Source organism: Methylorubrum aminovorans (assembly GCF_022179725.1).
Classification (GTDB): Bacteria; Pseudomonadota; Alphaproteobacteria; order Rhizobiales; family Beijerinckiaceae; genus Methylobacterium; species Methylobacterium aminovorans.
Genome location: NZ_BPRC01000001.1, coordinates 863,669 through 886,766 on the forward strand (window position 1 = coordinate 863,669; position 23,098 = coordinate 886,766).

General features: G+C 68.8%; 23 protein-coding genes. 16 read left to right on the top strand and 7 right to left on the bottom strand.

Annotation, left to right across the window (positions count from 1 at the left end; genetic code table 11):
* The first annotated feature begins 135 nt into the window (after positions 1–135).
* The gene (locus MFF24_RS03985; RefSeq protein WP_238222531.1) at positions 136–3,561 is read left to right on the top strand and encodes a DUF3971 domain-containing protein; all 3,426 of its coding nucleotides are present in this window, start codon (positions 136–138) and stop codon (positions 3,559–3,561) included.
* Between the two features lie 469 nt (positions 3,562–4,030).
* A complete protein-coding gene (locus MFF24_RS03990) occupies positions 4,031–5,107 on the top strand; it encodes a fatty acid desaturase (RefSeq protein ID WP_308445587.1) in 1,077 nt (358 codons plus the stop codon).
* Between the two features lie 308 nt (positions 5,108–5,415).
* Here MFF24_RS03990 and tyrS read toward each other — a convergent pair whose 3' ends face one another.
* Positions 5,416–6,687, bottom strand: a complete 1,272-nt coding sequence (tyrS, locus tag MFF24_RS03995; RefSeq protein WP_238222536.1) for a tyrosine--tRNA ligase — start codon at positions 6,685–6,687, stop codon at positions 5,416–5,418.
* 136 nt (positions 6,688–6,823) lie between these two features.
* Between tyrS and MFF24_RS04000 the strand changes: the two genes are divergently transcribed.
* Both MFF24_RS04000 and MFF24_RS04005 read left to right on the top strand, forming a co-directional pair.
* Positions 6,824–7,957, top strand: a complete 1,134-nt coding sequence (locus MFF24_RS04000) for an anhydro-N-acetylmuramic acid kinase (protein ID WP_238222537.1) — start codon at positions 6,824–6,826, stop codon at positions 7,955–7,957.
* Between the two features lie 10 nt (positions 7,958–7,967).
* Positions 7,968–8,573: a DUF3578 domain-containing protein gene (locus MFF24_RS04005; RefSeq protein WP_238222539.1), complete on the top strand. Its 606-nt coding sequence runs from the start codon at positions 7,968–7,970 to the stop codon at positions 8,571–8,573.
* Here MFF24_RS04005 and MFF24_RS04010 read toward each other — a convergent pair.
* The gene (locus tag MFF24_RS04010; RefSeq protein ID WP_238222541.1) at positions 8,565–8,867 is read right to left on the bottom strand and encodes an addiction module antidote protein; all 303 of its coding nucleotides are present in this window, start codon (positions 8,865–8,867) and stop codon (positions 8,565–8,567) included. The genes MFF24_RS04005 and MFF24_RS04010 overlap by 9 nt on opposite strands.
* On the opposite strand from MFF24_RS04010, the gene MFF24_RS04015 reads away from it, so the two are divergent.
* From MFF24_RS04015 to MFF24_RS04030, 4 genes are all read left to right on the top strand, one after another.
* Positions 8,857–9,072 carry a hypothetical protein gene (locus MFF24_RS04015; protein WP_108940831.1) on the top strand — a complete coding sequence of 72 codons (216 nt, stop codon included), beginning with the start codon at positions 8,857–8,859 and terminating at the stop codon, positions 9,070–9,072. The two genes, MFF24_RS04010 and MFF24_RS04015, sit on opposite strands and share 11 nt — an antisense overlap.
* A 12-nt stretch (positions 9,073–9,084) precedes the next feature.
* Entirely contained in the window at positions 9,085–10,185 is a 1,101-nt protein-coding gene (aroC, locus tag MFF24_RS04020; protein ID WP_238222544.1) for a chorismate synthase, read from the top strand.
* 35 nt (positions 10,186–10,220) lie between these two features.
* Positions 10,221–11,297: a 3,4-dihydroxy-2-butanone-4-phosphate synthase gene (gene ribB, locus MFF24_RS04025; protein WP_108940833.1), complete on the top strand. Its 1,077-nt coding sequence runs from the start codon at positions 10,221–10,223 to the stop codon at positions 11,295–11,297.
* A gap of 168 nt (positions 11,298–11,465) precedes the next feature.
* Positions 11,466–11,699, top strand: coding sequence for a hypothetical protein (locus tag MFF24_RS04030; protein ID WP_108940834.1), 234 nt, complete (start codon positions 11,466–11,468; stop codon positions 11,697–11,699).
* Between the two features lie 24 nt (positions 11,700–11,723).
* On the opposite strand, the gene MFF24_RS04035 is transcribed toward MFF24_RS04030, so the two are convergent.
* Complete coding sequence (locus MFF24_RS04035) at positions 11,724–12,575, bottom strand: histone deacetylase family protein (RefSeq protein WP_238222546.1); 852 nt, start codon at positions 12,573–12,575, stop codon at positions 11,724–11,726.
* A gap of 600 nt (positions 12,576–13,175) precedes the next feature.
* Here MFF24_RS04035 and MFF24_RS04040 point away from each other — a divergent pair.
* From MFF24_RS04040 to MFF24_RS04075, 7 genes are all read left to right on the top strand, one after another.
* A complete protein-coding gene (locus MFF24_RS04040; protein ID WP_238222548.1) occupies positions 13,176–13,523 on the top strand; it encodes a hypothetical protein in 348 nt (115 codons plus the stop codon).
* A gap of 444 nt (positions 13,524–13,967) precedes the next feature.
* A complete protein-coding gene (locus tag MFF24_RS04050) occupies positions 13,968–14,426 on the top strand; it encodes a hypothetical protein (RefSeq protein WP_133090480.1) in 459 nt (152 codons plus the stop codon).
* A 227-nt stretch (positions 14,427–14,653) separates the two neighbouring features.
* The gene (locus MFF24_RS04055) at positions 14,654–16,657 is read left to right on the top strand and encodes an acetyl-CoA carboxylase biotin carboxylase subunit (protein ID WP_238222550.1); all 2,004 of its coding nucleotides are present in this window, start codon (positions 14,654–14,656) and stop codon (positions 16,655–16,657) included.
* 174 nt (positions 16,658–16,831) lie between these two features.
* Entirely contained in the window at positions 16,832–17,263 is a 432-nt protein-coding gene (locus MFF24_RS04060) for a gamma-glutamylcyclotransferase family protein (RefSeq protein ID WP_108940839.1), read from the top strand.
* 94 nt (positions 17,264–17,357) lie between these two features.
* Positions 17,358–17,642 carry an acylphosphatase gene (locus MFF24_RS04065; protein ID WP_108942975.1) on the top strand — a complete coding sequence of 95 codons (285 nt, stop codon included), beginning with the start codon at positions 17,358–17,360 and terminating at the stop codon, positions 17,640–17,642.
* A 101-nt stretch (positions 17,643–17,743) separates the two neighbouring features.
* Positions 17,744–18,457, top strand: a complete 714-nt coding sequence (locus tag MFF24_RS04070; RefSeq protein ID WP_108940840.1) for a DUF599 domain-containing protein — start codon at positions 17,744–17,746, stop codon at positions 18,455–18,457.
* Positions 18,447–18,710, top strand: a complete 264-nt coding sequence (locus MFF24_RS04075) for a DUF3253 domain-containing protein (protein ID WP_133090478.1) — start codon at positions 18,447–18,449, stop codon at positions 18,708–18,710. Before MFF24_RS04070 ends, MFF24_RS04075 begins: the two co-directional genes overlap by 11 nt.
* A gap of 7 nt (positions 18,711–18,717) precedes the next feature.
* Here MFF24_RS04075 and MFF24_RS04080 read toward each other — a convergent pair whose 3' ends face one another.
* The 4 genes from MFF24_RS04080 to epmA form a co-directional block, all read right to left on the bottom strand.
* Positions 18,718–19,515, bottom strand: a complete 798-nt coding sequence (locus tag MFF24_RS04080; RefSeq protein ID WP_166061444.1) for a YdcF family protein — start codon at positions 19,513–19,515, stop codon at positions 18,718–18,720.
* A 62-nt stretch (positions 19,516–19,577) separates the two neighbouring features.
* Positions 19,578–20,201, bottom strand: a complete 624-nt coding sequence (locus tag MFF24_RS04085; RefSeq protein ID WP_238222552.1) for a glutathione S-transferase family protein — start codon at positions 20,199–20,201, stop codon at positions 19,578–19,580.
* On the bottom strand, positions 20,198–21,259 hold the full coding sequence (locus MFF24_RS04090) for a lysine-2,3-aminomutase-like protein (protein ID WP_238222554.1): 1,062 nt from the start codon (positions 21,257–21,259) through the stop codon (positions 20,198–20,200). Before MFF24_RS04090 ends, MFF24_RS04085 begins: the two co-directional genes overlap by 4 nt.
* Positions 21,260–21,270: 11 nt before the next feature.
* Entirely contained in the window at positions 21,271–22,329 is a 1,059-nt protein-coding gene (epmA, locus tag MFF24_RS04095) for an EF-P lysine aminoacylase EpmA (protein WP_238222556.1), read from the bottom strand.
* A 123-nt stretch (positions 22,330–22,452) separates the two neighbouring features.
* On the opposite strand from epmA, the gene efp reads away from it, so the two are divergent.
* Positions 22,453–23,019 carry an elongation factor P gene (gene efp / locus MFF24_RS04100; protein WP_238222557.1) on the top strand — a complete coding sequence of 189 codons (567 nt, stop codon included), beginning with the start codon at positions 22,453–22,455 and terminating at the stop codon, positions 23,017–23,019.
* Positions 23,020–23,098 lie beyond the last annotated feature (79 nt).

Consider the following 23,098-nt stretch of genomic DNA (forward strand, 5'->3'; position numbering starts at 1 on the left):
GCCGATTGATGGTGTGCCTGACCCCATGCACGCAGACGTCCTGGGACGCCATGCCGGAGTGGCTTGAATCCTGAGGAAAGACGCCGCGGCCAACGGACCTCCGCCCGAACCTACGGGTGCAGCAGCGAACGAGTGATGGATCAGGAAACGGCCAGGACCCTGCTCCAGGAGGCGGTCGAGCCGCGCCGCCCGCGTCGGCGGCGGCGGCCGGTTCTCTGGTGCACGCTGCTGTTCGTGTTCCTGCTCGGGCTCGGCGGCGGTCTCGTCGTCCTGCGGCTGTCGCAGGGACCGCTGCGCATCGACGGCCTCACCCATCAGGTCGCCGAGGCGGTGGCGGACCGCTTCGGACCGGGCTGGCGGGTGGCCCTGCGCGACAGCGCGCTCGAACTCGACAGCGAGTCGTCGCTGGCGCTGCGGGTCGGCGGGCTCGACATCTTCAACCCGGAAGGCGCCCTGGTGGTGCGCGCCCCGCTCGCGGTGGTCAGCCTCGACACCTGGAGTCTGCTGCGCCTGTCGGTGCTGCCGCGCTCGATCGAGTTCCGCGACATCGAGATGACGGCCCTCGTCCACGACGACGGCTCCATCGCCTTCGCGGCCTCCGCGCCGCAGCAGGGCGAGGCGGCGAAACCCCATACCCTGCCGAGCGTGGACGCCGCCCGCGGTACCGTCTCACCGGTCTCGGCGGCGGTCGCCTCGATCTTCGGCGTCGTGCTCGATCCGGCGGGCGTCATCGGCGCCCTCGATCGGGCGCGGATCACCAACGGGCGCCTGAACCTCATCGACGACGCCCGGCATCAGGCCACTTTCGAGCGGGTGAACGGCCTGTTCCGCCGCGGCACCAGCGACGATTCGCGGGTGTTCGAGCTGCGCATCGACGGCCCGCACGGCGAGTGGCGCTTCGGCGGGCGCGTCCACGAGGTGGGGGAGGGGCGGCGCGCGGGCGTCATCACCTTGGACGACCTTCCCGTCACCGACCTGCTGCTGCTGTCCGGCCACTCGAAGATGCCGGTGGAGACCGACCTCAAGCTCTCGGCCAAGGCCGACGTGGCTCTGTCCGGCGGACGCATCGAGACGATGAAGGCCGAGGTGAAGACCGGCGGCGGCACGCTCCTCGTCGACGAGAAAGACTTCAACCCCGTCGTCATCGACGAGCTGCGCGCCGAGGCGGCCTGGGACGAGACCCGGCGCGCGCTGGCCATCTCGGCGATCGACTACAAGGGCGGCGGCAACGATGCGCACCTCACCGGCGCCTTCGCCATCGGCCCTCCGGGTGCCGAGGATGCCTGGACCCTGGATTTCGCCGGCAAGGATGCCCTGCTGCGCGGCGCCGCCCGCAGCGACCCGTCCTTCCGCGTCGGCGAGATCACGGGCCGGATCACCGGCCGGGCCGGGGGGGTGAACATCGAGTCGATCGCGATCGCGGGCGATGGTCTGCAAGGTCGCCTGAGCGGAACCGTCGGCACCCGGGCCGACGACGACGGAATCACCCTACACATCGTCGCCAGCGGGACCGACGGCCGCAAAGCGCTGCGGCTGTGGCCCGAGAACATCGCGCCTGGCGTGCGCAACTACCTCGTGGACGAGTTGCGCGGCGGACGGCTCGACGCGGCAGACATCCAGATCGACATGAGCGGCCCGGAACTCGCCGCCGCGACCCGCGGCGACCCGATGCCGGATCAGGCGCTCAACATCACCTTTGCGGTCTCGGACGCGAGCCTCTCGGTTTCGCAGGACGCCCCGCCGCTGAGCCACGGCCGGGTCGCCGGCACGATCACCGGCCGCACCACGACGATCCAGAACGCCACCGCCGAGATTCGCCTCTCCGACACGCGGATGCTGTCCATCTCGGACGCCTCCTTCCTGATCCGCGATCCGCAGCCGGACAAGATCATCGCCCAGCTCGGCCTTCGGCTGTCCGGATCGGCCGATTCGCTCGCCGCCCTCCTCGAAACGCCGATGTTCAAGGGGCTCACGGGGGCCGAGATCGATCCGGCCACGATCAAGGGCAGGGCGGACCTGCGCCTCGACGTACCGATCAACCTCAAGCACGTGCCTGATCTGGCCGACATGCCGGTGACGCTCACCGGGACGCTGGCCGATTTCAGCATGGACAGGGCCGTGGGCAAGGACCGCTTCGAGGCGGGTCGCTTCACGATTTCCTTCGACCGCAGCGGGTTCGCCCTGAAGGGCGACGGGCGGCTCCTCGGCGCGGCGGTCGCCATCGACCTGAGACAGCCCAAGCCCGGCAGCCCCGGCGAAGCGGTGGTGAGCCTCGTCCTCGACGACGCCTTCCGGGCCAAGCGCGGCCTTCCCACCGCGCCGCAGCTCGGCGGCGCCATCCCGGCCCGCGTGGTGGTGCCGGTGGGCCGCCCGGCCTCCGCCGGCAAGCCGCCGGCACGGGTCGAGGCGGATCTCACGCGAGCCTCGATCAACGGCCTGCTTCCGGGCTGGAACAAACCTTCGGGCAAGGCCGGGCGCCTCGGCTTCACCCTGGTGGAGGCGGCCGGCGGCGGGATGGAGCTGCGCGACATCACCCTCGACGCCGCTCCGGCGCTCGCCCGCGGCAGCGCCACGATCTCGGCGGAGGGCACCCTGGAACGGGCGGACCTGACGACGCTCAAGCTCTCGCCGGGCGACGACATGCGCGTCAGCCTCGACCGGGCCGGCTCGGCCTACAAGGTGGCGGTGAAGGGGGCCGTCGTTGACGCGCGGCCCTTCCTCAAGGGCATGACGGACGACAGCAAGGGGAGCAAGGAGCCCGGCAAGGAGATCGAAGCGGATGTGGCCGCCAGCATCGTGTCCGGCTTCAATGGCGAGTCGCTGACCAACGCGACCCTCAAGGCGAGCTTCAAAGGTGGCGACCTGCGCGCCGCCCAATTCAAGGGCCGGTTCGGCGCCGCCCCGCTGAACGCCGTCGTCCGGAGCGAGCGCGGTGCGCCCCTGCTCACCCTCGAATCCGCCGATTCCGGCGCCACCCTCCGCTTCCTCGACATCTACAAGCGGATGTATGGCGGGCGGCTCGCACTCAACATCTATCTCAACGACGGCCCGCAGGCCGGTGTGGTCCAGATCAAGGATTTCGCGCTGCGCAACGAGCCCGCCCTGTCGAGCATCGTCGCCCAGGCGCCTCCGCCCGCGGACGGACGGCGCGCGGCCCCGAACGCCAACGATGTCGGCTTCGATACGATGCGGGCAAACTTCACGCGCAGCGGCCCGCGGGTGAGCTTTTCCGACGCGGCGATCTCCAACCCGGCGATGGGCTTCACCGCCACCGGCTGGCTCGACACCGCCAAGGAGCGCACGCAGATCGACGGGACCTTCGTGCCGCTCTACGGCCTTAACAACGTGGTGGCGCAGGTTCCGCTATTCGGGCCGCTGCTCGCGGGCGGCAGCAACGAGGGCCTGTTCGCGGTGAACTTCAACGTCTCAGGTCCGATCGCCAAGCCGACGGTGAACGTGAACCCGCTCTCGGCGGTCGCCCCCGGCTTTCTGCGCAAGTTGTTCGGCGCCGGCGGCGGGGCGTTCGCCAACGGGGCGGGGCAGGGCGGGCCGGAGCAGTAGGGTTCAGGACGCGAGCCTTCTGACCGTCCGGGGCGACCGGTCGAGGGGGACCGGATGATCGTGTGCGCGACATCCGAACCGCACCCGGGCGCGGCCTCGATCGAGCGCGATACGGCACAACGGCGTCGGGCGGATCGGAAGCGCGAGGGTGCTTCAAGTCGCGCCTTCACAAGGTTCGGCCTTTCGCATACGGCCTTTGAGACCAACCGGTCTGACCGGTGATCGCGCCCGGCCCTGGCGCTCATCGCAGCGCGGGGAAAGAGATCCCTCGAACCTAATCCTCGCACGGTCACGGCGGGCGGCTGAGTGGGTCCGACGCTCGGACCGGCTTGATCTGAATCTCGATAAACACCCGTTCGAACCGTGGAAGCGGGATCGACGGCAGCGGCCTGATCGCGTCACGCGAACGGCTCCGTTCCACGCCTATCCCGCCTCGCAAGGCACCCGACGAACAGGATTGCCGGCCACTGTGATCGCCACACCATCGAACCCGACCGCGACAGGCCGGCGCGCGGACGAGGCCTCCCGAACCGACGACGCGCGGCTGGCGCGGGAGGTGGCTCGACACTGCGCCGCGTTCCGCGAACCGATTCCCCGGATGGCCCTTCGGCAGGTGGCCGACACGCTGCTGCCATACCTGATCCTCTGCGCCGTGATGCTCGGCGCGGCGGCGAACGGTTACGCACTTCTCGCCCTGCCGCTGGCCGTGCCGGCGGGCGGGCTCCTGGTGCGGCTCTTCATCATCCAGCACGATTGCGGGCACGGCTCGTTCCTGCCGTCACGCCGCGGCAACGATGGGCTCGGCCGCGCCCTGAGCCTGCTGACGGTGACGCCCTACGACAGCTGGAAGCGCGCGCATGCCCTGCATCACGCCACCACCGGCGATCTCAGCCGCCGCGGCACGGGCGATGTCCATACCTTGACCGTGCGCGAATACCTCGCGCTGCCGCGCTGGGGCCGGTTGCGCTACCGCCTCTACCGCAATCCGCTCATCCTGATCGTACTCGGTTCTCCGATCAACTTCCTCATCCTGCAACGCCTTCCCTCCGGCGTGGGGCTGCCGTGGCGGACGGCATGGCGCGACGTGCTGGCGCTCGACGCCGTGCTCCTCGTGGTCCTGGCGGGGCTCGCGCTCGCGGCCGGCGGCATCGGGCCGGTGCTCTGGACATTCCTGCCGGTGATCGTCGTCGCCGCCTGGGTCGGTGGCTGGCTGTTCTATGTCCAGCACCAGTACGAGGAGACCGTCTGGGAGGAGGCCGACGCCTGGGACTTCCACCGCGTGGCGCTCGGCGGCAGTTCATACTACGCGCTGCCGCGGGTTCTTCAGTGGTTCACCGGCAATGTCGGCCTGCACCACGTCCACCACCTCAACAGCCGCATCCCGAATTACCGCCTGCAGGAATGCCTCGACGGCCACGAGGTTCTCGGGCGGGTGGGCCGTCTGACCCTGCGCGACAGCCTGCGCTGCCTGAAGCTGGCACTCTGGGACGAAGAGGCCCGCAAGATGGTCGGTTTCGCGCGTGTGCGAGGACTCCAGGCCGCCTGAGACGGTTTCCGGTTGATCGCTTGGGATTGTGCCGGACTTCGTCATCGCGAGGCGGAGCCGAAACGATCCAGGGCACGAGATCTCTGGAAAGGTCGCGCCCTGGATTGCCACGGCATCGCCTCGCAATGACGAGGAAGGACACCGGGGTCATCAGTCGGACGCCGTATGAGACGCGCGGGACGCTGTCCAAGTTCGGCGGGGCAGCCCCCGAGACGCGGATGACGGCTCGGTCATGCAGGCGCGTGATCCGAACTGTCGGAGCGATCGGGGGCCGAGGTACGGGGCCCCTTGCCGGCCGGGTGGAACGACTATTCCGCCCGCAGCAGAACGTGCTTCTTGCGCCCGAACGAGAGCTTGATCACGCCGTCCGCCGTGAGATCGGACGGGCGCAGCACCGCCTTCTCGTCGCTGACCTGCACGTCGTTGACCCGCAGGCCGCCGCCCTTGATCTGGCGGCGCGCCTCGCTCATCGAGGGAACGAGCTTGGCGAAGTCCGGGCCAAAGGCGGTGAGCACGCCGAGACCCGCCTCCAGCACCGGCGACGGCACGGAAATCGTCGGCAGGGACTGCGCCAGCGTGCCTTCCACGAAGGTCTTGCGGGCGGTCTCGGCCGCCGCCGCCGCCGCCTCGGCCCCGTGCATCAGGCCCGTCGCCTCGGTTGCGAGGATCGTCTTGGCCTCGTTGATCTCGGCGCCCTGGAGCGCGGCGAGCCGCTCGATTTCGGGCAGCGGCAGCAGGGTGAACAGCTTGAGGAAGCGGCCGACATCGGCGTCCTCGGTGTTCCGCCAGAACTGCCAGTAATCGTAAGGGGAGAGCATCCCGGCATCGAGCCAGACGGCACCGGCCGCCGTCTTGCCCATCTTGGCGCCCGATGACGTCGTCAGCAGCGGGCAGGTGAGCGCGTAGAGCTGCGGCGTGCCCATGCGGCGGCCGAGATCGATGCCGTTGACGATGTTGCCCCACTGGTCCGAGCCGCCCATCTGCAGGCGGGTGCCGAGGCGGCGGTTCAGCTCCACGAAGTCGTAGGATTGGAGGATCATGTAGTTGAACTCGAGGAACGAGAGTTCCTGGTCCCGCTCCAGCCGCATCCGCACGCTGTCCATCGACATCATGCGGTTGACCGAGAAGTGCCGGCCGATGTCGCGCAGCATCTCGATGTAGTTGAGCTTGGTCAGCCACTCCGCGTTGTCGACCAAGACCGCGCCGTTGCCGCCCTCGCCGAAGCTGAGGAAGCGGGCGAAGGTCTGCTTGATCCCCTCCTTGTTGGCCTCGATCTGCTCGAGCGTCAGGATCTTGCGCGCCTCATCGCGCCCGGAGGGGTCGCCGACGCGGGTGGTGCCGCCACCCATCAGCACCACCGGCTTGCCGCCGGTCTGCTGCAGCCAGTGCAGCATCATGATCGAGAGCAGGTGGCCGACATGGAGCGAGGCCGCCGTGCAGTCGTAGCCGGTATAGGTCGTCAGCCCACCCTCCGCCGCCAGCGCGTCGATGCCGGCGAGATCGGAGGCCTGGTGGATATAGCCGCGCTCCTGCAGCACCCGGATGAAGTCGGATTTCGGCGCGAAGCTCTCGGCGGTCATGCTGATCGGTCTCGGATGGTTTGGCGGCGCGACAGGGGCGCGGCCGCAATGCTATCCCGCGAGGGGCAGCGCTCGCGGGCTCTTAGCAGGGCAGGCCGCGAAAGGCACGAGTCCGGATTCGGGGGAGAGGACGGCCATGGCGATGAAGCGCGCGATCGGCCTGATGAGCGGCACCTCGCTGGACGGGATCGACATCGCGTTGATCGAGAGCGACGGCGAGCGCATCCGCGTCGTGCGATCCGCCAACGGCTTCATCGCACCGCTCGGGCCGACCGGCTATCGCGGCTACGACGGGGCCGAGCAGGCGCTGCTGCGCGAGGCCACTCGGGACGCGGAAGGGTTGCGGGAGCGCACCGACCGTCCGGGCCGCCTCGCGGAAGCCGAGGATTTCGTCACCCGCGCCCATGCCGAGGCGATCGAGGCGTTCCTGGCCGAGAACGGCATGAGCCCCGCGGAAATCGACGTGGTCGGCTTCCACGGCCAGACGGTGATCCACCGGCCCAGGCTCGGCCTCACCGTACAGATCGGCGACGGCGCGGCGCTCGCCCGGCGCCTCGGCATTCGCGTCGTGTCCGACATGCGCGCCAACGACGTAGCGGAGGGCGGCCAGGGCGCGCCGCTGGTGCCGGTGTTCCATAGGGCGCTGGCCGAGGCCGCGGGCTTTGCCGGGCCGCTGGGCATCCTCAATATCGGCGGGCTCGCCAACGTCACGCTGATCGGTTCGCGCGGGACCATGCTCGCCTTCGATACCGGGCCGGGCAACGGGCCGATCAACGACTGGATGAAGGAGCGGGCCGGCCGGGATTTCGATGAGGGCGGCGCCACCGCTGCCCGCGGCACGGTAGATGCCGCGCTTCTCGACAACCTGCTCGGCCACCCGCTGATCCTGCGCACGCCGCCGAAATCGCTGGACCGCAACTGGTTCTCCCACCGGCTCGCGGGCTACCTGACGCTCGAGGACGGTGCGGCGACGCTCACCGCCTTCACCGCCCACGCCATCGCCCGCAGCCGCACCTTCACGCCGGAGCCGCCGACCCGCTGGATCGTCGGCGGGGGAGGGGCGAAGAACGGGACGCTGATGGCGATGCTGAAGCGGCTGCTCGACGCCGAGGTGCTGAACGCGGATGAGATCGGCTGGTCCTCCGACTTCCTGGAGGCGCAGGCCTTCGCCTATCTCGCCCTGCGCGCCCTCGAAGGCTTGCCGCTCACCTACCCGACCACGACCGGGGTCAGCACGCCGGTGACGGGCGGCATCGTCTCCGAGCCGTGAGGCTCGTCCGTTGAGCCTCGGCCACGCCCTGCGCCGCATCGTCGAGGAATATCCGCTCGCGCGCACCGATCCGCCGGCCGGACACCCGCTGGCCCATGTCATCCGGAAAGGCGCGCCGGACGAGTTGCGCCGGGCGCTCGCGCCGCTGGACGGACCGTTCCTGGTCAAGGGCAGCCCCGGCCGCGGCAGCCACTGGGCCGCGGTGCCGTGGCTGGCAATGTTCGACCCCGCCGTGACGACGAGCGCGACGCGCGGCTACTACCTCGTTTACCTGTTTCCGGCGCATCGCGAGGCGGTGCATCTTTCGCTGGCGCAAGGGACGGTGGCGGCGATCCGCGAGCACGGCGCCCGCGCAGGCGAGCACCTGCGCGCCAGCGGTGTTCGGCTGCGGCAACGACTCTCGGACTTCTCGGATGCCCTGCCGGTGACGGCGATCACGCTCGGCACTTCTGGCGAATTGCCCGAGGGCTACGAGGCCGCCCACATCCTCGGCGTGACCTATGACCTGGACGCCCTGGCCGACGAGCGGCGCCTGCATGCCGACCTCGCCACGGGCATCGCCGCCTATCGGGCGCTGAAGGCGTGGGGCGGGCTCGATCTTCCGGTGCTACGCTGAAGCGTCAGTGGGGTGGGCCACGCAGGCCGTGAGGCGGACGTTCAGGGCGTTGAGGACGCGCAACGCCGTATCGAGACTCGGATTGCCGTCGTCCGATAGCGCCCGGTACAGGCTTTCCCGCGACAGGCCCGTTTCGCGGGCGATCTGGGTCATGCCGCGGGCGCGCGCCGCGACGCCGAGAGCCCGACGAAGCAGCGCGGCATCGCCCTCTTCGATGGCCGCAGCAAGATACTCGGCAACGGCCTCGTCGCTGTCGAGGAACTCGGCCGAGTCGTATGGAGGCATGTCCCTCATCCGTCATCCGTTGGATTGCTTCGGGTTCTACGACCCTCCGTCATCGCGAGGCGAAGCCGAAGCGATCCAGGGCGCGACCTTTCCGGACAATGCGGAGCCCTGGATTGCCACGGCTTCGCCTCGCAATGACGGAATGACAGCCGAAGCGATCAACTGGAAACCGTTCGACCAAGCGGAATTTGTGCCGCCCCGCATCCCGCGCTAAGGCACGCGCGCCATGTCGCACAACACCTTCGGCCACCTGTTCCGCGTCACCACCTTCGGCGAGAGCCACGGGGTGGCGCTCGGCTGCGTGGTGGATGGATGCCCGCCCGGCCTTCCCCTGGAAGCCGAGGAGATCCAGGCGGAACTCGATCGGCGCAAGCCCGGCCAGTCGCGCTTCACCACGCAGCGGCGCGAGCCCGATCAGGTGAAGATCCTGTCGGGCGTGTTCAGCGACGACCGCACTGGCGGGCGCCAGCTCACCACCGGCACGCCGATCGCGCTGATGATCGAGAACACCGATCAGCGCTCGAAAGACTATTCCGAGATCCGCGACAGCTACCGCCCCGGCCATGCCGACTACACCTACGACGCCAAGTACGGTTTGCGCGATTACCGCGGCGGGGGCCGGTCCTCGGCACGGGAGACGGCGGCGCGGGTCGCGGCCGGTGCCGTCGCCCGCAAGGTGGTCCCCGGCATCACCATCCGCGCCGCCCTGGTGCAGATGGGGCCGCACGCCATCGACCGCGCGAACTGGGATTGGGAGGAAGTCGGCAACAATCCGTTCTTCTGCCCCGACGCGAACGCGGCGGCGCTCTACGAGACCTATCTCGATGGCATCCGCAAGGACGGTTCTTCGGTCGGCGCGGTGATCGAGGTGATCGCGGAGGGCGTACCGCCCGGCCTCGGCGCGCCGATCTACGGCAAGCTCGACGCGGATCTCGCCGCGGCGATGATGTCGATCAACGCGGTCAAGGGCGTCGAGATCGGCGACGGTTTCGCCGCGGCCGCGCTACGCGGCGAGGACAATGCCGACGAGATGCGCGCCGGCAATGACGGCCGCCCACGCTTCCTCGCAAACCATGCCGGGGGCATCTTAGGGGGCATCTCGTCGGGCGAGCCGGTGGTGGTGCGCTTTGCCGTGAAGCCGACCTCCTCGATCCTGACACCCCGCCAGAGCGTGAACCGAGACGGCGCGGAGATCGACCTCATCACCAAGGGCCGCCACGACCCCTGCGTCGGCATCCGCGCCGTGCCCGTCGCCGAGGCGATGATGGCCTGCGTGCTGGCCGATCACTATCTTCGCCATCGCGGGCAGGTCGGCGAACGCGCCTGACCCGCCCTTTCGAACCGCTGAACGAGACGAAGCCCGTGCCCCATTGCAGCGTCACCGAGGCCATCGAGGCCTTCGCCCGCGGCGAGATCGTGGTCGTCACCGACGACGACGACCGCGAGAACGAGGGCGATCTCGTCGTCGCCGCCTCGCTCTGCACGCCGGAGAAGATGGCGTTCATCATCCGCAACACCTGCGGCATCGTCTGCGCGCCGATCACGCTCGACGAGGCGCGCCGCCTCCATCTCGACCCGATGGTGGCCTCGAACGACGCGCCGCTCGGCACCGCCTTCACCGTCACGGTGGACGTGCGCCACGGACTGACCACCGGCATCTCCGCCGAGCAGCGCTGCAACACGGTCCGGGCGCTGGCCAACGGCAACATGGGCGCGGGCGACTTCGTCCGGCCGGGCCACGTCTTCCCGCTCATCGCCCGCGATGGCGGCGTGCTGATGCGCTCCGGGCATACGGAAGCGGCGGTCGATCTCTGCAAGCTCGCAGGTCTGCCGCCGGTCGGCGTGATCTGCGAACTCGCCAACGACGACGGCACCGTGATGAAGGGGCCGCAGATCGATGCGTTTTCCGAGCAGCACGGCCTCAAGCGCGTCTCGGTGGCCGATCTCATCGCCTATCGGCAGGCCCGCGACCGGTTGGTGGAGCGAGTCGGCACCTTCCCGGTCAAGACCGAGTTCGGCGCGATGACCGGCTACGCCTACGTCACGCCGTTCGAGCCGATCCAGCAATTCGCCTTCGTCCACGGCGCCATCGGCGACGGCCGCAACGTGCCGGTGCGCCTGCATCGCTCCAACGTCGTCGCCGACGTGATCGAGGGCGGAGGGCAGATCGAGAGCGTGATGCGCCGCTTCGCCAAGGAGGGCCGCGGCATCCTCGTCTACCTGCGCGACGGCACCGCGGGCGTTCCGCTCAACCGCTACGTCGACGAGGGCGCCGAGGCGCAGCGCGTGCGCCAGTGGCGCGAGGTGGGCCTGGGCGCGCAGATCCTGCGCGACCTCGGCGTGGTCTCGATCCGCAACCTGTCCTCCTCGTCGCGCTCCTATGTCGGCCTGTCGGGTTTCGGCATCGAACTGGTCAGCGAGGAGCCGCTGGAAGGGTAAGCGGCTGCGCTCGCAGCCCGGTTGCCCCTCTCCCCGCCTGGGGGTCGAGGGATTGCGCACCCAACGCGGCGCTCACCCGGACACGCGTTTACCCCTTGCGGCCAAGCGCGGCCGTTCCCAGGTCCAGTGAGGCGGCGCCATCGCTGCCTCACTGGAAGGGAGCACCGCATGGTCCTTGTCCCCTGTCCCGCCTGCGATCACCGCGTCTCGGACAAGGCGTTCGCCTGCCCCTCCTGCGGGCATCCCGGCAGCCAGTCCGATCGGCACGGCCTCGTGCCGGCGCTCGGCCGCGTCGCCGGAACCTACGTCTCCGCGAACGCCATCACCGGGGCGATCCTAGGCAGCGTGATGTTCCTGAGCGTCGCCGCGGTGCTCATCACGCTGATTTTGACCCACCGATAGGCCCCCGGCCTGGGGCGGTGACGGTCACCGCCCCATCAGCGCATCCACATGCGCGGCGACCGAGCGAGCGAGTCCGTCGAGGCTGTAGCCTCCTTCCAGGATCGAGACGACGCGCCCGCCGGCGTGACGGTCGGCGACTTCCATCAGCCGGCGCGTAGCCCAGCCGAAATCCGCCTCTTCGAGCTGGATGTTGGCCAGCGGGTCGAGCTTGTGCGCGTCGAACCCGGCCGAAATCACGATGAGGTCGGGCGCGAAGGCATCAAGCCGTGGCAGGATCCGAGCTTCGAAGGCTTCGCGAAAAATCTCGCTGCCGTCGAAGGCCTTGAGCGGCGCGTTGACGATGGTGTCGTGGTCGCCCCGCTCGCCCGTTCCGCCCGTGCCGGGAAACAGCGGCATCTGGTGGGTCGAGGCGTACATCACGGTTCTGTCGGCCCAGAAGATGTCCTGTGAGCCGTTGCCGTGATGGACGTCGAAATCCACCAGCGCGACGCGGGTGGCGCCGAACGCCTTCTGAGCGTGGCGCACGGCGATCGCCGCGTGGTTGAACAGGCAGAAGCCCATGGCGCGGTCGCGCTCGGCGTGGTGGCCGGGCGGGCGCATCGCGACGAAGGCGTTGGCGCACTCGCCCTTCATCACCGCATCGACCGCGTGATTCGATCCGCCGATAGCGTGCAGGCAGGTGTTGAGCGAGCCCGGCGACATCAACGTGTCGCCGTCGATCTGGAAGAAGCCTTCGCTGGGCGACGCCGCTACGATGGTCTCGACGAAGGCGGCCGGGTGGACGAGTTCGGCGACCGAAGCCTCCGCCTTCGGGGCGTGGCAGCGGACGAGGGCGGAGAACCGCTCGTTTTCGAGGGCGCTCTCCACCGCCTGCATGCGGGCGGGCCGCTCCGGATGCCCGGTCGGGACCGCGTGTTCGACGGCGCTCGGATGGGTGACGTACAGGGTGCTCAGGGCCGTTTCTCCCGGGTGCGCGAAACGGTGAAGCCGAGCGTCGGCGGTCCCGCCTCTTCACGCGCCGCCCTGCGGGGGCAGGGCAACCTTGATGTTGCCGATGCGGCGCTTCCGGCTGCCGCCAGGTTTGCCGTTCTTGTTGTCTCGAACTTGTCGATCTTGCCGCCCGCACGCAACAGGGCAAACCGGGACAACGGCCCGGATCACGTTCTTCCACAAGGGTCCGCTCGCGGCCCAAGCGCGGCCATTAACACAGGCTCAACCTGCGGTCGTCTCCTCGTACGACCGGCCTCTCGCTATGCGCTCCTTCCCCGCCCGCCTCCTCTCGGGCCTTCTCTCCGTGGCCGCCGGCTTGGCCGCCTGCCAAACGCAGACGGCGCCGATGGCACCGCCGGTCGAGGCGGTCGCCGAACTGCCCGCCGTTCCGCCCCCTGCCGCCGGGACCGGAGCGGGACGCGGCCTGGATGAAGCACGCGCCGCACGCGCCTCTCGATCCCACCCTATGGTCAAAACCCAATCAGCTTGACCGCACAGAAGGCTGCTGAGGGTGGTTTCCGGACGGTCGGCTTTCAGGCGATGATGTGGGAAAGCCGACATCGAATGGAGGCGGACCCATTGAAAATCGTCAGGACGTTGGAAACGATAGAAACTGACTCACCCATGCACCCGGTCAGGAGGGTCGTTGTTGTTGAGCGGAACGATGGCTTTTACTGCCACGCACAGCAATATTACTTCCGATCGGAATATGAAGGGGAGCTCATTTCGGAGGGTTGGCACACCATCTCGTTCGACGGTATCTATGAAACGCCTGAGATGGCTGAGATCGAAGGAAGAGCTTCATTTGCAGGCTGCTATGGCGTCGAGTATTGAAGATATATTCTTTTTCTGTCCGCTATTCGGCTCGTTCAGCAACCATGCTGACGGCAACTTTGGGTCGGAAGAGGCTCCTCATACGGTCAAGCTGATTAGGTTCTAATCCGAGCCCGTATCCCGGTCGATTTCACGACGCGCAAGACCGCATCCACGGCGCCAACGAGCCGGAGACGATCGGGCAGGCGGTCTCCTCGCGCTGCCCTCGCATGCTCAACGACGTGATGGACCTCTACGCGCGTGCCGGGGGGAAAAGGGTCGTGGTGCGATGAAGAGAGTCTTACTTTCGACCGGCAAGATTTCCGAAAGGCTCAATCGTGAGCCTACGTTTACCTGAACACGGGTTCAGATTTGGCCATTAACCTCTTCGAGCGTTGTCGGTCCGTATTGTCAGCACAGACACGGACAAACACCGGCGACATCAGGCCGGGGAGGCATCAAACCATGACCAACACTGCGCTTGAACTGTTCTGCACCCGCATCGTCGATGCCGGCCGGCTGACCCAGGACGACGTTCGCGAACTCGCCCGCGAGATCCTCCCCGACGGCATCATGGGCCGCGAAGAGGCCGACCTCCTGCTGGCGCTGGACCGCGCCGTCGCCGACATTCACGAGGGCTTCGCGGCCTTCGTCACGGCGGAGGTCGTGAACTTCGCCGTCTACGGCGAGCGCCCCACCGGCATCATCACCCGCGAGATGTCCGCCTGGCTCTCCGCCTCCATCGCCGGCCGCAAGGGCCCGACCGCTCTGGGCAGCCGCATCGCCATGGAGATCGTGCGCGAGGCCGAGACCAGCGACGAAACGCTGATCGCCTTCGCCCTCAAGGCCAAGAGTGCTCTGGCCAAGGGCTCGGCTGCCAACACCGCCGAGTGCCGCACCGGTGGTCTGTCCTGCGCTGCATGATGAATTCAGTTTTAAGACCCAATGCACCTGGGATCGCGGCTCCGCCGCCAGCATCCGAGCACTGTCGAAATTCGAATTGAGAGTGGCTCAATCGAATTTCACCGAAGCTGGCCTTTTGGGCGAGGCGGCACAGCTTCCCCCACCCGCGCAACTGCTTTATCGGGATGCGTTCGGGCTTGCCTTCGGGAGGGGCGGGCCGAGACAGTCTCCCTCAAGAAGCGGCTGCGATGTTCGATAAGATCCTGATTGCCAACCGGGGCGAAATCGCCTGCCGTATCATCAAGACGGCCCGGAGAATGGGCATCAAGACGGTGGCCGTCTATTCCGACGCCGACCGTGACGCGGTCCACGTGGCGATGGCCGACGAGGCCGTGCATATCGGCCCGGCGCCCGCCGCGCAGTCCTATCTCCTGATCGACAAGATCATCGACGCCTGCAAGCAGACCGGCGCACAGGCGGTCCATCCCGGCTACGGCTTCCTCTCGGAGCGTGAGGCCTTCCCGAAGGCGCTTGCCGAGGCCGGCATCGTCTTCATCGGCCCGAATCCCGGCGCCATCGCCGCCATGGGCGACAAGATCGAGTCGAAGAAGGCCGCGGCCGCCGCCAAGGTCTCGACGGTGCCGGGCTTCCTCGGCGTGATCGAGAGCCCCGAGCACGCCGTGACCATCGCCAACGAGATCGGCTATCCGGTGATGATCAAGGCGTCCGCCGGCGGCGGCGGCAAGGGCATGCGCATCGCCGAATCGGCCGACGAGGTCGCCGAGGGTTTCGCCCGCGCCAAGTCCGAGGCCTCGTCCTCCTTCGGCGACGACCGGGTCTTCATCGAGAAGTTCATCACCGATCCGCGCCACATCGAGATCCAGGTGATCGGCGATAAGCACGGCAACGTGATCTATCTCGGTGAGCGCGAGTGCTCGATCCAGCGCCGCAACCAGAAGGTCATCGAGGAGGCCCCGTCGCCGCTCCTCGACGAGGAGACCCGGCGCAAGATGGGCGAGCAGGCCGTCGCCCTCGCCAAGGCCGTGAACTACGATTCCGCCGGCACGGTGGAATTCGTCGCCGGCCAGGACAAGTCGTTCTACTTCCTCGAAATGAACACCCGCCTGCAGGTGGAGCATCCGGTCACCGAAATGATCACCGGACTCGACCTCGTCGAGCTGATGATCCGCGTTGCCGCCGGCGAACAACTGCCGCTGACGCAGGGCGAGGTGAAGCTGAACGGCTGGGCGGTCGAGAGCCGCGTCTATGCCGAGGACCCGACCCGTAACTTCCTGCCCTCGATCGGCCGGCTCACGGTCTACCAGCCGCCGCAGGAAGGTCCGCTCGGCTCGGGAATCGTGCGCAACGATACCGGCGTGGAGGAGGGCGGCGAGATCGCGATCCACTACGATCCGATGATCGCCAAACTCGTCACCTGGGCGCCGACGCGGCTCGAGGCGATCGAGGCGCAGGCGACGGCGCTCGACGCCTTCGCCATCGACGGTATCCGGCACAACATCCCCTTCCTCGCCACGCTGATGGCCCATCCCCGCTGGCGCGAGGGCCGGCTCTCGACAGGTTTCATCAAGGAGGAGTTCCCGGAGGGCTTCGCCGCACCTGCCCCCGAGGGGCAGGTTGCCCGTCGGCTCGCGGCAGTGGCGGCGGCGATCGACCACAAGCTCAACATCCGCAAGCGCGGCATCTCCGGCCAGATGCGGGACCCGAGCCTGCTGACCTTCCAGCGCGAGCGCGTGGTGGTGCTCTCCGGCCAGCGCTTCAGTGTCACCGTCGATACGCAGGACGCCGATCTGCTCGTCACCTTCGACGACGGCACGGTGGCCCCGGTGCGCAGCGACTGGCGCCCCGGCGAGCCGGTCTGGAGCGGCACGGTCGGCGGCGAGCCGGTCGCGATCCAGGTGCGCCCGCTCCTCAACGGTGTGTTCCTGCAGCATGCGGGCGCGGCGGCGGAAGCCCGCGTCTTCACCCGCCGCGAGGCTGAACTCGCCGACCTGATGCCGGTCAAGGAGAATGCCGGCTCCGGCAAGCAGCTCCTTTGCCCGATGCCCGGTCTGGTCAAGCAGATCATGGTCAGCGAGGGCCAGGAGGTGAAGAACGGTGAGCCGCTCGCCATCGTCGAGGCGATGAAGATGGAGAACGTGTTGCGCGCCGAGCGCGACGGCACCGTCTCCAAGATCGCCGCCAAGGAGGGCGACAGCCTCGCAGTCGATGCGGTGATCCTGGAATTCGCCTGATCGACGGAACGCCCCTGCCGGCCTGGGCGAAGCGGTCGAGGGCGCGACGGTCGAAGGCTCGTCCAGACCGTTTCGCCCTCCGCTATCGTTCGGGCCGAAGCCTCGCGACGAGTGAGGACGGATCACCCGAGGCCCCGAACACGCCGGCCGACGCTCCCATCCGCGCCGAGAGCCATGCCCCTCTACTTCGCCTACGGCGCCAACATGGATGCCGCCGCCATGGCCCAGCGCTGCCCGGCCTCGCGGCTGATCGGGCGCGGGCGACTGCCGCGGCACCGCTTCATCATCATGCGGGAGGGCTGGGCCTCCGTGGTGCGCGCGCCCGGCGCGACCGTGTGGGGCGTGCTCTGGGAGCTGGCGCTCTCGGACGTGCCGGCGCTGGACCGCTACGAGGGCGTGGCGGGCGGCCTCTACGTGAAGGCCTATCAGCCGATCGTCACCGAGGAGGGCACGAAGCGCGCCCTGATCTATCTCGGCCGCAGCGGAACGGGCGGCCTGCCGCGTCCCGGCTACCTCGAAGCCGTGCTCGCGGCCGGCCAGGCGGCCCAATTGCCCGGTCCCTATCTTCAGGAGATCCGCGGCTGGCAGCGCAGGGCTCCGGCCTGATCGGGTGGCGGCGTACGCCCCGTCGAGCCCGCATGGTATCATCGACGATCATCGTCGGCTGACCGCCGATCGCAATCCGCGAGATCCTGCCGCCTTGAGCACCGACAGCAAGACCATCCGCATCGTGATCCGCGGTCGCGTCCAGGGCGTGTCCTACCGCGCCTGGACCCGCAAGCAGGCCGAACGGCACGGCGTTGCGGGCTGGGTCCGCAATCGGCCCGACCGCACCGTCGAGGCTTTGTTCACCGGCCCGGTCGAGGCGGTCGAGGCGTTGCTCGCCGCGTGCCGGCGCGGCCCGTTCGCGGCCCGCGTCGACGGCATCGACGTCAGCGACGAGGCCGAGCCCGCCTCGATCACGGGTTTCGAGATCCGCACGTAGAAACCGCGAGGGCTTGCCGGGCGTGCCTCCGGCCTGTAGCCGCCGGGGCAGCGCACCGACCCGGACCGGCCAGACGACCTCGCGATGACGACGCCCTGACCATGTGGGACCTCCACGCCTTTTCCCCGCTCGACTTCGCGGCGCTCGTCTTCTTCGTGGCCGCCTGGGCGGGCTACAGCATCGCGGTGGCGCGGCGGCGGGGCGACCGGCTGAGCCTCAGCCAGATCATGAACCGCCAGCGACGCAACTGGGCGGTCCAGATGATCGCCCGCGACAACCGCGTCGTCGACACGACGATCAACGCATCACTGCAGAACGGCACCGCCTTCTTCGCCTCGACCTCGCTGATCGCGCTCGGCTCGGTGCTGACGCTCTCGCGCTCCAGCGACGACGTGCTGAACCTGTTCTCGGCGCTCCCCTTCGGCACCGTGACCACCCGGCAAACCTGGGAGATCAAGGTCGCCGGACTGGCGGTGGTGTTCGTCTACGCCTTCTTCAAATTCGCCTGGGCCTACCGGCTGTTTAATTACGGCGCGATCCTGATCGGCGCGGTGCCGCCCAAGGGCTCGGGCGCGCCCGAGGCCGAGATGCGGCGCGCCGCCGAGCGGGCCGGGGCGATGAACGTCGCGGCAGGCTCGCATTTCGCGAAAGGACAGCGTGCCTTCCTGTTCGCACTGGCCTATCTCGGCTGGTTCGTGAGCGCGCCGGTGCTGATGCTGGCCACCGCCAGCGTGGTCTGGGTGATGTGGCGGCGGCAGTTCGCCTCGCCGATCCGCGCCGCGCTGCTCGCCGAGGAGGATTCCCATGGCCGATGAAGCCGCAATCGAAGAGACGATGCTGCGGCTCGTGAGCGAGCGCGGGGCCGACAAGACCTGCTGCCCCTCCGAGGTCGCCCGCGCGCTCGGCGGTCCGCATCCGGACGGCTGGGGGCCGCTGATGCAGCCGGTGCGGCGCGTTGCCGTGCGGCTGACGAAGCAGGGCCGGGTGCAGATCCTTCGGAAGGGCAAGCCCGTGGCCGACCCCGACGACTTCCGCGGGATCTACCGTCTGAGCCTGCCGCGGGCGTGACGGCGGCTCACGGCTTCGGTATCACCGCGTCGGTGTAGCCGGCGAGCTTGTAGGCCAGCATCCCGATCCACTCCTTCACGCCGATGTCGAGTTCGCCCAGGCCGGTCGAGGCGAAGCTCGCGAAACGGTACGCGTCGCGCGGCCAGTTGGTACGGTAATCGACCGGATAGGCGGTGACGTCGAACCCGGCCTTGCGGAAGCAGCCGATCGAGCGCGGCATGTGCCAGGCGGATGTGACGAGGAGCCAGCGCTCGCCCGGCTTCGGCTGCACCATGCGGGCCGAAAATACCGCGTTCTCGCGCGTGTTGCGCGATTGCTGCTCGAGGATCAGGCGGTTGCGCGGCACGCCGAGCGTGTCGGCGTAGCGGCTGACGATCTCGGCCTCGGAGACGGCGTCCTCGCGGGTGCTGCCGGCACCGCCGGAGAAGACGAGGCGCGCCTGCGGGTAGCGCCGGGCGAGATCACCCAGCGCGATGGCGCGCTCGCCGGCTTCGTTGACGGTGATCTGGTCACGGCCGATCGAGGTATCGGCCTCGACCGTCCCCCCGAGGACGATGATGCCGGTGACCGGCGTCCCGTCGTCGGCGAAGGCGGGGAAGCGATTTTCCAGCGGCGCCAGCGTCCAGGCCGAGAGCGGCGAGAGCCCGGCGACGAAGAGCCCGACGAAGCCGGCAATTGCGAGAACCCGCCCGATTCCGCGGCCGAACTCGGTGAAGAGCAGCAGGCAGCCGACAAGCCCGAGCAAAATCAGGAAATTCGACGGCGTGAGGACGAAGAAGATCAGCTTCGAGAGCGGGAAGAACATCGTCTTCTTTCGTCCAGAGTTCGGCACGGCTTCCGTCACGGGCTGACCTTCGCGGCGGCGCGTCAGGTGAGCGGCAGCGACAGAACCGCCGAGGAGGCGGGCCGTTGCGCCAGAGTGGCGAGCCAGCGGCGGATGTTCGGGCGCTCCTCCCGCTCCAGCGGGAGCTGGAACCAGCGATTCGCCGCGAGCCCGACGGCGATGTCGGCGATAGAGAAGTGCGCGCCTGCTACAAAGGGCGTGTCCGCGAGGTGCCGGTCGAGCAGGGCGGCGCAGCGCTCGGAATCCGTTCGCGACGCCTCGATCACGCGGGGGTCCTGCTTGTCGGGCGCGACGCGCACGAGTTGGAGGAAGGCGTCGCGCATCGCCGGGGTGAAGGCGGTGGCCTGCCAATCGAGCCACTGATCGATCAGCGCGCGGGCGCGCGGGGCTTCGGGCAGGGCGAGCGGTCCGCCGTGGGCATGGGCAAGGTAGCGCAGGATCGCGTTCGACTCCCACAGGACGAAGCCGTCCTCTTCGAGCGTCGGCACGAGGCCGTTGGGATTCATCGCGCGATAGGCGGCGTCGCCGACGATGCCGTGGGCGCCGCCCGCCTCGATATGCTCGTAGTTGAGCCCGAGTTCGTCGAGCGCCCAGAGCGCCTTCTGCACGTTTCCGGAGCTGGCCCGCCCCCACAGCTTCAGCGTCATCCCTGGTCCTCGTCGGTGTTCTCGGGCGGATAGGCGTGCACGGCCCCGCTCGGATCGGTCACCTGCCACGCGCCGTCCGATTCCTCCAGATAGCTCGGCCCGATGGGAACCTTGCCGTGGCCGCCGGGAATGTCGAGCACGTAGAGCGGCTGGGCGAGGCCGGAGAGGCGCCCGCGCAGGTTTCGCATCAGCGCCTGCCCCTCGGGCAGTCCGGTGCGCAGATGGCCGGTGCCGGGCGCGAGGTCGCCGTGATGGAGGTAGTAGGGCTTGATCCGGTTCTCGACGAAGCGGCGCATCAGGCTCTCGAGCGTCTCCGCGTCGTCGTTGACGCCGCGGAGCAGCACGCTCTGGCTCACCATCGGAATGCCGGCATCGACCAGCCGGGCGATGGCTCCGCACGCGGCCGGCGTGAACTCGCGCGGATGGTTGGCGTGGAGCGCCACGAACACCGCGCCGGGAAAGTGTTTTAGCGCCGTGACCAACGCCTCGTCGACGCGGCGCGGCTCGACCACGGGGACACGGGTGTGGAAGCGCAGCACCCGCACATGCGGGATCGCGCCGAGCGCCTCGGTGATGGCCGCGAGCCGCCGCGGCGAGAGGGCGAAGGGATCGCCTCCCGTCACCACCACCTCCCAGATCTCGGGATGCCCGGCGATGTAGCGATAGGCGCCCGCCAGCTCCGCCTCACTGAGCGAGCCGTGGCCGGCGGGTCCGACGCGCTCGCGGCGGAAGCAGAACCGGCAATAGACCGGGCAGATGTGGAGCGGCTTGAGCAGAACCCGGTCGGGATAGCGGTGGACGATGCCGGGCACCGGCGCATGCGCGTCGTCGCCGATCGGATCGGCGCGCTCTTCCGGCCGCGTCTCGATTTCCTCCGCGCGCGGCACGAACTGGCGGGCAATCGGGTCGTCGGGGTCGTCCCGGTCGATCAGTTCGGCCATGTCGGCCGTCACCGAGACCGCGTAGCGCGCCGCGACTCGCTCCAGAGCGGGGAGGGCGGCCGCCTCCACCAGCCCGGCACGGGCGAGCGCGGCCGTGCTCTTCAGTGCAAGACTCACCGTGTCACCACTCACCGGGTTCTGCCCCGGGCGACCGGGGTCCAGATCACGTCGTCGATGCGCGGCGCACCGGTGGCCAGCATCACCAACCGGTCGAAGCCCAGCGCGATGCCGCTGGCCTCGGGCATCACGGCGAGCGCCTCCAGAAACTCCTCGTCGATAGGGTAGCGCTCGCCGTAGATGCGGGCCTTTTCCGCCATCTCCGCCTCGAAGCGGCGGCGCTGCTCGGCCGGGTCGGTGAGTTCGCCGAAGGCATTGGCGAGTTCGACGCCGCAGGCATAGAGTTCGAACCGTTCGGCGACGCGCGGGTCGCGCGGGCTCGGCCGGGCGAGCGCCGCCTCGCTCACCGGATACTCGCACAGCACCGTCGGGCGTCCCTGCCCGAGATGCGGCTCGATCAGCCCGACGAGGACGCGGCTGAACAGGTCGGCCCAGCTGTCGTCCGGCGCCACCCGAAGGCCGCGGGTCATCACCGCGTCGGCGAGCCTGTCGCGGTCGGTGGCGCCGTCGGGCGCGACCGTGGCGAGGAGATCGATGGCCGCAAAGCGCTGGAACGCCTCGGCCAGGGTCAGCCGCTCGAAGGGCGCGAACGGATCCGCCTCGCGCCCGCGGAAGGTCAGGCGCCGGGCGCCCGCACTCTCGGCGGCGAGCGCCAGCAGGGCGGCACAATCCGCCATCAGCGCGTCGTAGTCCTCGCCCGCCCGGTACCATTCGAGCATGGTGAATTCGGGATGGTGCAGCGCGCCGCGCTCGCGGTTGCGGAAGACGTGTGCGAGGCTGAACAGGCGCGGCTCGCCCGCCGCCAGAAGCTTCTTGCAGGCGAATTCCGGCGAGGTGTGGAGGTAGAGCGGCTCGCGCCCGCCATCGGGCAGGATCGCCTCGGTGGCGAAGGCCGAGAGATGCGCCTCGTTGCCCGGCGAGACTTGCAGCGCGGCGGCTTCCACCTCCACGAAATCGCGGCTCGCGAACCACGCGCGGATTTCCGCGAGGATGCGGTTGCGGGTCAGCAGCAGCGGCCGGCGATCCGCGTGGAGGCCGGAATGCCACCAGGGCGAAGACTCGTGACTCACGCGAAAACAGCCTCCGGCTGGCAACCGAACCGCGGATAGGGTAGGGCCTCGCGGATGATTCCGCTCACCCGGCCGAGACGCCGGTGAAGAGCCGCCGTTCTCGTCCAGCCAAGGTCCACGCTCGTGAAAGTGATTGCCAGTACCCTTCGCAAGGGCAACGTCGTCGATAAGGACGGCAAGCTCTACGTCATCCTGACGGCTGAGAACATCCATCCCGGCAAGGGTACGCCGGTGACGCAGCTCGACATGCGCCGCATCACCGACGGCGTGAAGGTCTCCGAGCGCTACCGCACCACCGAGCAGGTCGAGCGCGCCTTCGTCGAGGATCGCGACCACACCTTCCTGTACCAGGACGGCGAGGGGTATCACTTCATGAACCCCGAGAGCTACGAGCAGATCGCCGTTCCGGCGGACGTCATCGGCGACTCCGCCCCCTATCTGCAGGAGGGCATGACCGTGTCCCTCTCGACCCATAACGGCGTGCCGCTGACCATCGAGCTGCCGCAGCGCATGACCTTCGAGATTGTCGAGACCGAGCCGGTCACCAAGGGCCAGACGGCCTCCTCGTCCTACAAGCCGGCGCTCCTGTCGAACGGCGTGAAGACCTCGGTGCCGCCCCACATCACCACCGGCACCCGCGTCGTCATCATGACGGCCGACGGCTCCTACGTTGAGCGTGCGAAGGACTGAGAGCGCCTGACAAAACTCCCGGTCACCGACCGTTCTCGCTCTGGCGAGGACAGCGCAGCGGGAGTTTTGTGAGAGACAC

What these genes read in the sequence shown, in the direction of transcription:
- MFF24_RS03985 (WP_238222531.1), top strand. Translation starts at nt 136, where the DNA reads ATGGATCAGGAAACGGCCAGGACCCTGCTCCAGGAGGCGGTCGAGCCG.
- tyrS (WP_238222536.1), bottom strand. Translation starts at nt 6,687, where the DNA reads ATGACCGCCGAGAGCTTCGCGCCGAAATCCGACTTCATCCGGGTGCTG.
- MFF24_RS04000 (WP_238222537.1), top strand. Translation starts at nt 6,824, where the DNA reads ATGGCGATGAAGCGCGCGATCGGCCTGATGAGCGGCACCTCGCTGGAC.
- MFF24_RS04015 (WP_108940831.1), top strand. Translation starts at nt 8,857, where the DNA reads ATGTCCCTCATCCGTCATCCGTTGGATTGCTTCGGGTTCTACGACCCT.
- MFF24_RS04010 (WP_238222541.1), bottom strand. Translation starts at nt 8,867, where the DNA reads ATGAGGGACATGCCTCCATACGACTCGGCCGAGTTCCTCGACAGCGAC.
- aroC (WP_238222544.1), top strand. Translation starts at nt 9,085, where the DNA reads ATGTCGCACAACACCTTCGGCCACCTGTTCCGCGTCACCACCTTCGGC.
- MFF24_RS04030 (WP_108940834.1), top strand. Translation starts at nt 11,466, where the DNA reads ATGGTCCTTGTCCCCTGTCCCGCCTGCGATCACCGCGTCTCGGACAAG.
- MFF24_RS04035 (WP_238222546.1), bottom strand. Translation starts at nt 12,575, where the DNA reads ATGCAGGCGGTGGAGAGCGCCCTCGAAAACGAGCGGTTCTCCGCCCTC.
- MFF24_RS04050 (WP_133090480.1), top strand. Translation starts at nt 13,968, where the DNA reads ATGACCAACACTGCGCTTGAACTGTTCTGCACCCGCATCGTCGATGCC.
- MFF24_RS04055 (WP_238222550.1), top strand. Translation starts at nt 14,654, where the DNA reads ATGTTCGATAAGATCCTGATTGCCAACCGGGGCGAAATCGCCTGCCGT.
- MFF24_RS04060 (WP_108940839.1), top strand. Translation starts at nt 16,832, where the DNA reads ATGCCCCTCTACTTCGCCTACGGCGCCAACATGGATGCCGCCGCCATG.
- MFF24_RS04070 (WP_108940840.1), top strand. Translation starts at nt 17,744, where the DNA reads ATGTGGGACCTCCACGCCTTTTCCCCGCTCGACTTCGCGGCGCTCGTC.
- MFF24_RS04075 (WP_133090478.1), top strand. Translation starts at nt 18,447, where the DNA reads ATGGCCGATGAAGCCGCAATCGAAGAGACGATGCTGCGGCTCGTGAGC.
- MFF24_RS04080 (WP_166061444.1), bottom strand. Translation starts at nt 19,515, where the DNA reads ATGTTCTTCCCGCTCTCGAAGCTGATCTTCTTCGTCCTCACGCCGTCG.
- MFF24_RS04085 (WP_238222552.1), bottom strand. Translation starts at nt 20,201, where the DNA reads ATGACGCTGAAGCTGTGGGGGCGGGCCAGCTCCGGAAACGTGCAGAAG.